Below are 11,488 nucleotides of genomic sequence, written 5' to 3' on the forward strand. Positions count from 1 at the left end.
CCAGCTCCCACATTGGATCGCGGGGCATCAGTTATATCTGTGTCGGCTGCCAGGCCGTCACGGGAGCAAGCTCCCTCGCCACAGATTTAGCGTCGTGCCGAAGTTGTGTAGATACCTATGCTGCGATAGCGGTGGTTCAGTTGCAGATTAATTGACTGGCCCGCCACCTTCGCGAGCAAGCCCGCTCCCACAGGGGGATCTGTGCCGGGCGTTGATCCTGTGGGCAATACCCGACCAATGTGGGAGCTGGCTTGCCTGCGAAAGCGGTGGTTCAGTTGCCATCCCGGTGTCCGGCGGCGTCGCTAACTATGTAGTCGTGACGACGGCGCGGCTGGCGTAGCGTTGGTCCAGGCGCTTGTTCAGGTCCAGCCATGCCGCCAATAAGCCCATCAACACAGCGCCCGCCAAGGCCGTGGATAACCTGATCGCCAGGCTGTCGCCGGCCATGGCATTGAGCATGTCGGCCAGTGGCGCCAGCACCACGCCCAGGCAAAACACTTCCAGGGAGTAACGCCCCATCCTCGCCAATTGCAGGGCCAGCCACTGCTGCGTCCAGCCGACGTCGGGGAGCAATTTGGCGGTGACGTAGGCCAATGCCAGGAAGTGCAGCAGGCGCACCGGGGACAGGTCGGTCTTGCTGATGGGGTACAGCCATTCGCCAATCACGCGTGGCATCCAGGCGTCATGCACCTCGGGCCAGCGCCACGACAGGGTGATCACACAAGTCACCAACACGTAGAGCGCAGCGGCCACGAACAAGGGTTGGCGCAGCAACGGCCGCGCTTCGGCGCGGCTGGGTGAGCGCAACGCGGCTGCGCCGCCGAGGATGAACAAGCATTGCCAGGTGATGGGGTTGAAGTACCACACTCCGCCGTTGCTCGCGGGCAAATTCCAGCCCTGCCAGGGCGCCAGCAGGTACACCGCCACCGAGATCGCCACCATCACGTTGGGCACATACACCAGCAGTGGCAGGGTGAGCGGCAGGCTCAGGATCAGCACGATGTACAACGGCAACGGGTCGGTGAGGTTGGGCTTGAAGCGCAGCAGCAACTCATCCATCAAGGCCTGCTGGGTATTGCCGAGAAAATGCCCCAGGCCCATCTCCTGCACCAGGTCGCGGGTCTCGATATGGCTGTTGGCGAAAACCACGATGCCCATCAACAGCGCCAACAGGAAAATATGCGCCACGTAGAGTGTCCACACTCGACGCAGGATTTTCAGGCAGGCGAAGAGATAGCCCTCGCGCTGCAGAATCTTGCCGTAGGCCAGCACGGCTGCGTAGCCGGCCAGGAACACGAAGATTTCCGCGGCGTCACTGAACCCGAAGTTCTGCACGGTGATGTTGGCGAGAGGGTTGTGGGGCACGTGATCCCAGAAAATGAAGATCAACGCCAGGCCCCGAAAAAAGTCGATGCGCGGGTCGCGTCCGTTCAGCATGGCAGCGGGCTCTTGAACAAGTTGTTGAATGACGATAGGTGAGCGCGGGCGTCGCCGCACGTCGGGCGGGCGGAGGTTGGCGGAATTTGTAAGCAATTGCAAAGGCTGGGTATTACTGAATGTCTCAGTTGTGTGTGGGCTGCCTGCCACCTCTTTACGCTTGGTATGCCGGTTTCCTTGGGCCGCTAGTTGCTGCTCATGACCTGCATGGGTGGCCTAACCCTGGGGATGGTTAGGGCCCATCTGCGCATGCGGTTTTTTCTGTCGCGTTGGGAGGTGATTTCTCCGAAAGAGTTAACGCGGCGCACAATGGCGACAAATTTCAATAACGGCACGTGAACTTCCTTGTTTCAACGATGCCGTCGGTGGGCCGGTTCAGCGAGCAGTGGGTATGCTCAGAAAGCGTCCATCAGCAAGACCCTGCACGGTTTGGCCTGATACGCATTGATCTGGGGTACCAATCGGGTGAAGTGCTCGGTCTGGCAATGCGCATCCAGCGCTGCCTGATCAGGCCACTGTTCGATAAAGACGAAGTGCCCGGGGTCTTTTTGATCGACAAACAGATCGTAGGCGATGCACAGCGGTTCCTGGCGGGTTTTTTCCACCAGTTCAGCGTACCAGGGCCGCACGGTTTCCAAATGTTCGGGCTTGATAAAGTCTTCAGCGATGACTTTCAACATGGCAGGCCTCCGTCAGGCAGCAGCGATTTCATGCGGCTCAAAACTGTCCGCCCGCGCCATCTGCCACATCCGCGAATAAAACTCGCCGTTCACTTCCCCGGTGAGCAACTCGCCGGGCTTTAGGAACACATGCAACTGCGAAAACAGCTTGATCTCCGTCGCCGACATCCGACGTACCAAATGCTTGGCCGACAACTGCGACGGATGCTCCAGCCCGGCGGCGGCGAGCATTTCTGCCAGGGCATGCAGCGTGTTGCGGTGGAAGTTGAACACGCGCTGGGCCTTGTCCGGCACCACCAGCGCACGTTGGCGCAGCGGGTCTTGGGTGGCGACGCCAGTCGGGCATTTGTTGGTGTGGCATGACTGAGACTGAATGCAGCCGATGGCGAACATGAAGCCGCGTGCCGAGTTGGCCCAGTCGGCGCCGATGGCCAGGACGCTGGCGATGTCGAAGGCGCTGACGATCTTGCCGCTGGCGCCGAGCTTGATCTTGTCGCGCAGGTTCAGGCCCACCAGGGTGTTGTGTACGAACAGCAGGCCTTCGCGCAGCGGCACGCCGATATGGTCGGTGAATTCCACCGGCGCGGCACCGGTACCGCCTTCCTTGCCGTCCACCACGATAAAGTCCGGAAGGATGCCGGTTTCGAGCATGGCCTTGGCGATGCCCATGAATTCCCACGGATGGCCCAGGCAGAACTTGAAGCCCACGGGTTTGCCGCCGGACAGTTCGCGCAACTGAGCGATGAACTGCATCAGCTCGATCGGCGTGGAAAACGCGCTGTGACGCGACGGCGAGATGCAGTCTTCACCCATCATGATGCCGCGGGTGTCGGCGATTTCCTGGGTGACCTTGTGCTTGGGCAAAATCCCGCCATGGCCGGGCTTGGCCCCTTGGCTCATCTTGATTTCGATCATGCGCACTTGGGGGTTCTGAGCCTGCACGGCGAAGCGTTCGGGGTCGAAACGGCCGTCGCTGGTGCGGCAGCCAAAGTAGCCGCTGCCCAGTTCCCAAGTGAGGTCGCCGCCGTTTTCGCGATGGTAGGGGCTGATGCTGCCTTCGCCGGTGTCGTGGGCAAAGTTGCCGAGCTTGGCGCCGTGGTTGAGTGCCCGGATCGCGTTGGCGCTCAATGAGCCGAAACTCATCGCCGAGATATTGAACACCGACGCCGAGTACGGCTGTGTGCACTGCGGGCCGCCGACCATCACGCGAAAACTGCTGGGGTCGCTCAGTGGCGCAGGGCGCATGGAGTGGCCGATAAATTCGAAGCCTGACTGGTATACGTCAATCAGGGTGCCGAAGGGTTTGTCTGCCGTTTCGTTCTTGGCGCGCGAATACACCAGCGAGCGCTGGGCGCGGGAGAAGGGCAGGGCGTCGCTGTCAGACTCCAGCAGGTACTGGCGGATTTCCGGGCGGATGGTTTCTACCAGGTAACGGATATTGCCCAGGATCGGATAGTTGCGGCGCACCGCATGGGGGCTTTGCAGCAGGTCGACAATGCCGATCAGGCTGAGTACACCGGTGACCAGCGTGATCGGCCACAGCCATTCGTGTTCGATAAAGGGGAGGCTGGCGAGGGTGAAAATGACGCACACAGCAAAGAAGGCGTAGCGGCTTAACAAGGACAGGCTCATACGGTTTCCTTGGGTTCGGACTCTTCAGGTCGATTAACCATTCTGCACCTGTCGACAAAGCACGGACAAGGATTGATCGTCCAGTCAGCTATTTGGGCCTCTGCGTATTTGTACCGACAAAAAACTATCAGCTTGATCAGGAACGTATTGCTGCCCCGTCACCATTCATTGAGTGTCTGGTTGTGACCGGGCGCTGTGAAGTAAGGACACTTTATCAAGAAGGAATTTATAACGACCAAAACGAGTGACTTACCTATGACGACATCGATAGCGGTAGGGAATGCTTTTTCCAATGTCTGGAATTCTGCCCCCTCCAGCCACGATTGGAATAAAAGCCAGTTAACCGGCCCGCTACGGGAGCAAATTGCCCAAGAACACAAACGCATGGAAGGTATCGAAAAACCCGAGCAGGATGTGAGCCGAAAGCCGGAGATCGCCACAGGCCGCCCACCGGGTGATAACCGCACCGCCGAACAAATCATCAACGATAATCCGATCCTCAAAAACCTGGCTCATCAAAAAGATATCAATCGCTCATTGGCTTACAAACTTCTGGGGGATTGGACGAGTAACAACAAAGACCCGGACGCACGGGCTGATGCAGCCTTCAACGCTGCGCGGGTGCTCAACTATATTGATTCGTCGTTATCGGCTGACGGCGAACACCGAGGCAAGGCCCACGGAAATGGCGACCTTGAAGGCATTACCCGTAGCGGCGACGCTCGGCACGGTACACCTGCAGGCATGTGGAAAGACTTTACGGAACAGGGTTATTTAGCCTTGCGTGAGCATCACCGTCTGGATAGTACCAGCGACACCCATGTCAGGAAGGACGGCACCAACAAAGATAACGTGCAGTGGGCTGCCGGCGAGGCTGGAAAGAGAACCCGGTTTATCCCTGGGCTCAGCAACATTCTTCTAGGTATTGGCGATTCGGAACCGGGAGTGATCGGAGCTATCAAAGGGGCCAAGGCGGGTTTTGACAAAACTCGGGCTGATGGTTTCGATGAAGCGCTCGCCAGCGCTACGAGAGGAAATCTTGTCGGCGTCGTTAAAGGGTATATCAATGCCGTGAAGAACAACGAAGCCAAGCCGAATGAGGCCCAGTCAACACTGGATAAGATCAGCAGTTAAGCCAGTTTGGTTTAATGGTTGGACGCCACAGGAAATGGATTTCCAGAAGGCCCAAGGCCCCTCGTGTTATACCTTTATTGCAATAGGTTCTCGTTTGTCTGTGCGATATTATGTTACTGTATAACAAATCAACCGCGCCCAGACGCCCCGGAGGCCTCATGAAAGCTGGTATCCACCCAGACTACCGCACCGTGCTGTTCCACGACACTGCCGCCGACGTGTTCTTCCTCATCGGTTCCACCGCCGACAGTGATCGCACCCAGAAACACAGCGACGGCAACACCTATCCCTACATCCCCCTGGACGTCTCCAGCGCCTCGCACCCGGTCTACACCGGCCAGCAGCGCAAGACCCAGGCCGAAGGCCGGATTGCCGGGTTCAACAAGCGTTTTGCATCGTTTGGGTCGAGCCCGAAAAAAGCTGACGCATGAGCATGATTCGGCGGCGTGCCCTACGCCGCCGTCTGCCGAATCGGCAGTACTACCCGAAACTTCGTACCCTTGCCCACCTCACTGCTGACGCTGATATCGCCACGGTGTTTCTTGACGATCCCGTAGGACAACGACAAACCCAGCCCGGTACCTTCGCCCACAGGCTTGGTGGTGAAGAACGGGTCGAAAATCTTCTGCACGGTGTCGGGGGCAATCCCACAGCCGTTGTCTGCGACTTCCAGCCACACGTTCTCGCCGTCCACCCCGTTGCTGATGGTAATGGTGCCGCGCTCAGGGCCCATGGCTTGTGCGGCGTTGATCACCAGGTTCATCACCACCTGGTTGAGTTGCGAGGCCAGGCACTCGATTTCTGGCAGCGGCGTGTAGTGCTTGACCACATCGGCCTTGTACTTGAGTTCGCTGGCGACGATGTTCAGCGTCGAATCGATGCCTTGCTGCAGGTTGGCGAATTGCCAGGTCTGGTCGTTATCCACCCGTGAAAAGTTCTTCAGGTCCTTGACGATCTGCACCACACGGCCGATGCCGTCCTTGGATTCGCGGATCAGGATCGGAATGTCGTCCTTGAGAAAATCCAGGTCCAGCTCGTTACGCAATGCCGTGAGCGGTTCGCGATGTTCTGGCGCCCCGATGTGCGCTTCGCTGCGCTGGTAGGCATCGAGCATCTGTTGCAGCTGCTTGAAGTAACTGTCGAGGGTGCTGAGGTTGGAGGAAATAAAGCCCACCGGGTTGTTGATCTCATGGGCGACGCCGGCCGCGAGTTGCCCCAGCGAGGCGAGTTTTTCCGACTGCACCAGTTGGCTTTCCAGGTGCTTGCGCTCTTCAATTTCCAGTTGCAGCGCTTGGGTGCGCTCTTCCACCAACCGCTCCAACTGCGAGGTTTGCAAGGAGGCGCGGCGGGCCATGTCCCATTTGTTGGCCAGGGTGTTGGCCATTTGCTGGACTTCTATGTTGTCGAACGGCTTTTTCAGGATCAGCAGGCGGTCGTGGGCGTGCAGGCGAAACAACAGGTCATCCCAGGAATAGTCCGAGTAGGCGCTGCACACCACCACTTGCAAGTCGGGGGCGACTTTCCACAGTTCTTCAATGGTCTTGGCGCCGTCCCAGCCCTGGGGCATGCGCATGTCAACGAAGGCCAAGGCATAGGGGCGCTGTTGCGCCATGGCGCTGGTCAGCAAGCCCAGGCCTTCCTCGCCGCCATACGCGCCGTGCAGTTCGAATGCCTGGGCTTGAGGTTTGGCGGTGTCGCCGAACAACGCCGACTCCATTTCATCCAGCGCTTCGGTTGAGGCTTCGTCGGGCATCAGGATCTTGCGAAAATCCTCATGAATGGACGGTGTGTCATCGATCAGCAGGATGCGCCGGTTGGGAGGTTGGTTCATGAGCTGCTTCCGGCAAGGGTCAGGGGGATGGTCAAGGTGAAGACGGCGCCAAGGCCCGGCCCGTCGCTGTGGGCGCTGAGCTGGCCGTTCATTTCCACGGCGGCCAGGGCGCAGCTGTGCAGGCCGAAGCCGTGGCCTTCCTTGCGGGTGGTAAAACCGTGGGTGAAGATACGTGCCATGTTCTCGGGTGGTATGCCTTCGCCATCGTCCTTCACAGTGATCTTCAGGGTCTCGTTACCTACCGATTCCACCGCCAGGGTGATTTGCCGTGGGCGCTCAGACAGTTTGTCCATGGCGTATTTGGCATTGCTGATCAGGTTGACCATGATCAGCAATAACCTGTGCTTGTCCGCCAAAATCTCCGGCACCGGGGCGTACGCCTTCACAACAGTGACATGGTGACGGCTCAGCGCGCCGGCGTTCATGCGCAGGGCGTCGTCCATCAAGGCGCTGATATTGACCGGCTCCAGCAAGGTAGACGCACCCGCATAGGATTGCTGGGTCGAGACGATGTCCTTGATGTGGTCCACGCTTTTGCTCAACTGCACCAGCTCATCGCTCATGCCTTGCTGTTCGAGGGCAATCGCTTCGACCAACTGGTTCAGATAGCCCGGCAGCAACTTGCCCTTTTCATCCTCGGTAAGGAAGGTGCCCAGGTCGCCCTGATGGGCGTTGATCAGTTGCATGGCCTTGCCCAGGCCGAGCGCCTTGCTGCTGCGCAGCTTGCGGCTGACCAGGTCGGCAGAGATGTTCACACTGTTGAGCACGTTACCGACGTTGTGCAGCACGTTGGTGGCGATCTCCGCCATGCCGGCCTGGCGGGCGCTGTTCATCAGCTCGCTCTGGGCATCCTTGAGCTGTTGCGTGCGCCGTTCCACTCGTTGTTCCAGGGTTTCGTTGGCGGCCTGCAACGCTCGGTTGACTCGGTTGATCTCGGCGAAACTGCGCAACAGGCGCACCGCCAGGTAAAGCAGCAGCACCACCAGCAAGGTCGAGAAGATCAGCAGGTAGCGATGGTACTGATGATCGATGAGGTCTGTAGCCTGCTGGTCCTGATTGAGGTGAGTGGTCAGGTCATCAAGGTGTTCGGCCACCGGCACGGCGGCAATCTGCTCAAGCAGGCTGTTGACCAGTGGCTGTTCGCGCAGGATCAGCGAAATATGATTGCTGAGAATCTCCACCGGTGCCTGGAATTCAATGGGCAGACTCTGTTGGTTGATGGCCAGCTTGCCCAGGCCCACCAGGATATCGGCAGCACGTTCGTCGCTGGTGACCTGGGCGAACTCCAGGCTGCTGAGCAGCAGGTCGTAAGTATCGGTGGCCACGTTTTGCAGTTGCAGCCGGCCTTCGTCGGTCATGCTGTTGAATTGGGCCTGGATGTCGTCTTCGGCCGTCGGCAAAAAAGCCAATGAGTTACGCAGCACGGCGTTGTGGGATTTGAACTGATCGACCAACCGGGCTTTTTCCTCGATGGCCCTCAGATACGCCGCATAGCTGGCTTGCCAACCGGGCAGGTCGACGGCGCTGTGGTAGGTGTCGCGGCTTTCCAGCTCAGCCCCGATGCGGGTCATCTCGGTCAGCGGTGTGACAAGTGGATCGTAGTTGTGGGTGATCGCGATGCGGGCCTTGAGCACTTCGCTGTCCCACTGAGCATTGAGCTGCTGTAGTTGGCGGATCAAGTCGCGCGACTGGGTATAAGTGGCTGTCTGGTCGCGTGAAGACTTGAGGTACAAAAACACCAGGGTGGAGGCCAGGAACAGGGTGATGAGGCCTAGCAGGATTTGGCTGGTGCGTCGGCGTGACAAGGGTCTCATAACGGCTTGCCCGCCCATTCACCGGTCAGGGTCTTGAGAAACTGGATAATCAGGTCCTTGTCTTCCTGGGACGGGTTGCGCCCCAACTGGTACTTGAACATCACGTCAACCGCCTCTTCAAGGGTCTTGGCCGAGGCGTCGTGGAAGTACGGCGCCGTGACGGCCACATTGCGCAGGCTGGGCACCTTGAACACGTGGCGGTCCTCTTCATCCTGGGTCAGCAGGTAGCGCCCCAGGTCCGATTCCAGCGGGTTGCCGCGGGCCTTGAAGTAGTCGCCCATCACGCCGAACTTCTGGAACATATTGCCGCCAATGTTCACGCCCTGGTGACAGGCGATGCAGCCGTAATCCTTGAAGCGTTGGTAGCCGTATTTTTCCTGGCGGGTCAGGATATCGGTGTTGCCCAGCAAGTATTGGTCAAACCGCGAATTGGGTGTCAGCAGCGTACGCTCGTAGGTGGCCAGGGCGTTTTGCACATTGGAAGCGGTGACGCCATCGGGATAGGCCTGTTTGAACGCGTTCTGGTAGGCGGGCAGGGCGGACAGGTTGCGCACCACGGTATTCCAGTCGCTGCCCATTTCCACCGGGCTGATCACCACCTGCTCGACCTGGGCCTGCAGCGTGTCCACCCGACCGTTCCAGAACTGTTTGAAGTTCAGGCTGGCATTGAATACGGAAGGGGTATTGATCTGCACCGGTTTGCCGTCAAAGCCAATGGAGAATGGCTTGTTGTCGGCGCCGCCGCTGGTGAGTTGGTGACAGCTTGCGCAGGACAAGGTGTTGTTGACCGACAAGCGCGGCTCATTGAACAACTGGCGACCCAACTCAACCTTGGCCGGCTCCAGTACTGGAACCGCCGGCAAGGGCTTGAGCGCTTCGTCCAGCGGTGCGGCTGACAGCGATGCGGTGCTCAGGCATAACGCGAACATCAGGCCGGAACGGTGGTTTACGACATTGCTCAAGCGAGCACTCCTTGCAGGCCCAGGGCTATTTATTTTATTGATCCGGCATCAGTGTCGCGCTATCCGTTTGCAGCAGTTGCACAAAATCTTTCGAAGGCAGCGCCTTGCTGAACAGAAAGCCCTGGCCCTCCTCACACCGCTGGGCTTTGAGGAAGTTCAATTGGTCGACGGTTTCCACACCTTCGGCAATGATGTTCAGTTCCAGGCTCTTGCCCATGCCGATGATAGCGCTGATCAATTGTTCGTCCTGGCTATTGATGCGCAGGCCGCGCACGAAGGATTGATCGATCTTCAGCACGTCGATGGGAAAGCGTCGCAGGTAGCTGAGGCTGGAGTAGCCGGTGCCGAAGTCGTCCAGGGCCAGGCGGATGCCCATGGCCTTGATCTTTTGCAGGGTTTCCACGGTTTCGTCGACGTTCTGCATCAGCACGCTTTCGGTGATTTCCAGTTCCAGTTGGGTGGGCGGCAGGCCTGTTTCTTTCAGGATGGCGGCCAGGTTGTCGACGAAGTCCCGTTGGCGAAAGTCGATTGCCGAGATGTTCACCGACATGCGCAGGGGCGCCAGGCCCATCTCACGCCAGGCTTGGGCTTGTGCGCAGGCTTGGCGCAGTACCCACTGAGTCAGGCGCACGATCAGGCCGCTGTCTTCGGCGACCGGAATGAACTCCGCCGGGCTGACCCAACCCGACTGCGGTCGAAACCAGCGGGTCAGCGCTTCCGCACCGACGATGCGCCCGGACTCCAGCGCCAGCTTGGGTTGGTAATGCAGCACAAATTCATCGCGGTCCAGCGCCTGGCGGATCGCGCTTTCCAGGTTTTGCTGATGCTGGGCGCGCAGGTTCATGTCTTCGGTGTAAAAGCTGAAATCCCCCGGGCCGCGTTCTTTGCTGGTACGCATCGCGGTTTCAGCGTGCTTGAGCAAGCCCACGGCATTGTCGCTGTCATCGGGATAAATGCTGATGCCCAGGCTGGCGCTCACACTCAGGTCATGCCCCGCAACATGGCGAGTCGCGCTGACGGCATTGAGTACCTTTTGCGCAATGTGCTGGGTTTGCTGGGGATGCTGGATATCGTTAAGCAGCACCACGAACTCGTCAGAGCCATAACGAAACACCGAATCCGACGCCCGCACCACCGCCACCAGGCTCAGGCTGACCTGTGCAAGCACCTCGTCGCCGGCCGGATAGCCCAGGGCGTTGTTGATGCGCTTGAAGCGGTCGAGCCCCAGAAACATCACCGCCAGTTGCGTGTCGTGCCTGCGGGCCAAGGCGATCGCCTGGGTCAGGCGGTCGCCCAGCAACGTGCTGTTGGGCAACTCCGTCAGGGCGTCGTATTGCAATAAGTGCGAGACCTTGAGCAGCTCCTGCACGCGTTCCTCGATGGTGCGCTCCAGGCTGATCACTTTGAGGGCCGCGTCCTGGGCCAGTTGCCATTTCCAGGTCAGGGCGCTGGCCATCTGGCGGATTTCCAGGTGGTCGAAGGGCTTTTTCAGGATCAGCAGTTGGTCGTTGTATTTCAGGCGCGCTTCGATGGCCTCGAAGGAGTAGTCGGAATAGGCCGTGCAGAGCGCGATTTGCAGGTTGGGGTCCGCCTCCCATAGCTGTTCGATGGTGTGCAGGCCGTCCCAGCCAGGGGGCATGCGCATGTCGATAAACACCATGGCGTAGGGCGAGTGGGCGTCCAGGGCTTTCTTGACCAGCGCCAAGGCTTCCTGGCCCTGATAGGCCGAATCCAGGTCAAACGCCTGGCGCGCCGGCGCGGTGGTGCCGAACAGGGTGGACTCCAAAGTGTCGAGGGAGGGCTCGCCATGCTCGTCGGCACAGAGGATCTTGCGAAAATCCTGGTGGATCGAAGCCGTGTCATCCACGATCAGGATGCGCCGGTTGGCCCGGCCCGATTCCGTCCTCATGGCGCACTCGGCACGTGCAAAAGGCTTGATGGCATGACAATTCCTTCCCTGGTTCTACAACTGAACGGGGCGCGAGCATGCAGTGCAGC

General features: G+C 59.2%; 9 protein-coding genes. 2 read left to right on the plus strand and 7 right to left on the minus strand.

Translation table 11 applies throughout. The annotated features are described in order from the left end of the window. Positions 1-306: 306 nt before the first annotated feature. From GIV35_RS13300 to GIV35_RS13310, 3 genes are all read right to left on the minus strand, one after another. Positions 307-1,437 carry an OpgC family protein gene (locus GIV35_RS13300; protein WP_236265026.1) on the minus strand — a complete coding sequence of 377 codons (1,131 nt, stop codon included), beginning with the start codon at positions 1,435-1,437 and terminating at the stop codon, positions 307-309. Between the two features lie 395 nt (positions 1,438-1,832). Continuing rightward, on the minus strand, positions 1,833-2,117 hold the full coding sequence (locus tag GIV35_RS13305) for a putative quinol monooxygenase (protein ID WP_105225887.1): 285 nt from the start codon (positions 2,115-2,117) through the stop codon (positions 1,833-1,835). Positions 2,118-2,129: 12 nt separating this feature from the next. Further along, positions 2,130-3,749, minus strand: a complete 1,620-nt coding sequence (locus GIV35_RS13310) for an FMN-binding glutamate synthase family protein (protein WP_105225888.1) — start codon at positions 3,747-3,749, stop codon at positions 2,130-2,132. Positions 3,750-4,004: 255 nt separating this feature from the next. On the opposite strand from GIV35_RS13310, the gene GIV35_RS13315 reads away from it, so the two are divergent. Continuing rightward, positions 4,005-4,883 carry a hypothetical protein gene (locus GIV35_RS13315; protein ID WP_213153288.1) on the plus strand — a complete coding sequence of 293 codons (879 nt, stop codon included), beginning with the start codon at positions 4,005-4,007 and terminating at the stop codon, positions 4,881-4,883. A 158-nt stretch (positions 4,884-5,041) separates the two neighbouring features. Continuing rightward, a complete protein-coding gene (locus GIV35_RS13320; protein WP_034126440.1) occupies positions 5,042-5,314 on the plus strand; it encodes a type B 50S ribosomal protein L31 in 273 nt (90 codons plus the stop codon). Between the two features lie 20 nt (positions 5,315-5,334). Here GIV35_RS13320 and GIV35_RS13325 read toward each other — a convergent pair whose 3' ends face one another. The 4 genes from GIV35_RS13325 to GIV35_RS13340 all read right to left on the minus strand — a co-directional run bounded on the left by GIV35_RS13325 (position 5,335) and on the right by GIV35_RS13340 (position 11,399). After that, positions 5,335-6,714 (minus strand): ATP-binding protein, encoded by a 1,380-nt coding sequence (locus GIV35_RS13325; RefSeq protein ID WP_223023008.1) that lies wholly within the window; start codon positions 6,712-6,714, stop codon positions 5,335-5,337. Further along, the gene (locus GIV35_RS13330; RefSeq protein WP_236265023.1) at positions 6,711-8,528 is read right to left on the minus strand and encodes a DAHL domain-containing protein; all 1,818 of its coding nucleotides are present in this window, start codon (positions 8,526-8,528) and stop codon (positions 6,711-6,713) included. Before GIV35_RS13330 ends, GIV35_RS13325 begins: the two co-directional genes overlap by 4 nt. After that, complete coding sequence (locus GIV35_RS13335) at positions 8,525-9,457, minus strand: cytochrome-c peroxidase (RefSeq protein ID WP_419789551.1); 933 nt, start codon at positions 9,455-9,457, stop codon at positions 8,525-8,527. The genes GIV35_RS13330 and GIV35_RS13335 overlap by 4 nt, the downstream gene beginning before the upstream one ends. Positions 9,458-9,524: 67 nt before the next feature. Continuing rightward, entirely contained in the window at positions 9,525-11,399 is a 1,875-nt protein-coding gene (locus GIV35_RS13340; protein WP_236265020.1) for a putative bifunctional diguanylate cyclase/phosphodiesterase, read from the minus strand. Positions 11,400-11,488: the final 89 nt, after the last annotated feature.

The sequence above is a fragment of the Pseudomonas sp. PA-1-6B genome (assembly GCF_021609545.1).
Lineage (GTDB): Bacteria > Pseudomonadota > Gammaproteobacteria > Pseudomonadales > Pseudomonadaceae > Aquipseudomonas > Aquipseudomonas fluorescens_BV.

What these genes read in the sequence shown, in the direction of transcription:
- GIV35_RS13300 (WP_236265026.1), bottom strand. Translation starts at nt 1,437, where the DNA reads ATGCTGAACGGACGCGACCCGCGCATCGACTTTTTTCGGGGCCTGGCG.
- GIV35_RS13305 (WP_105225887.1), bottom strand. Translation starts at nt 2,117, where the DNA reads ATGTTGAAAGTCATCGCTGAAGACTTTATCAAGCCCGAACATTTGGAA.
- GIV35_RS13310 (WP_105225888.1), bottom strand. Translation starts at nt 3,749, where the DNA reads ATGAGCCTGTCCTTGTTAAGCCGCTACGCCTTCTTTGCTGTGTGCGTC.
- GIV35_RS13315 (WP_213153288.1), top strand. Translation starts at nt 4,005, where the DNA reads ATGACGACATCGATAGCGGTAGGGAATGCTTTTTCCAATGTCTGGAAT.
- GIV35_RS13320 (WP_034126440.1), top strand. Translation starts at nt 5,042, where the DNA reads ATGAAAGCTGGTATCCACCCAGACTACCGCACCGTGCTGTTCCACGAC.
- GIV35_RS13325 (WP_223023008.1), bottom strand. Translation starts at nt 6,714, where the DNA reads ATGAACCAACCTCCCAACCGGCGCATCCTGCTGATCGATGACACACCG.
- GIV35_RS13330 (WP_236265023.1), bottom strand. Translation starts at nt 8,528, where the DNA reads ATGAGACCCTTGTCACGCCGACGCACCAGCCAAATCCTGCTAGGCCTC.
- GIV35_RS13335 (WP_419789551.1), bottom strand. Translation starts at nt 9,457, where the DNA reads ATGTTCGCGTTATGCCTGAGCACCGCATCGCTGTCAGCCGCACCGCTG.
- GIV35_RS13340 (WP_236265020.1), bottom strand. Translation starts at nt 11,399, where the DNA reads ATGAGGACGGAATCGGGCCGGGCCAACCGGCGCATCCTGATCGTGGAT.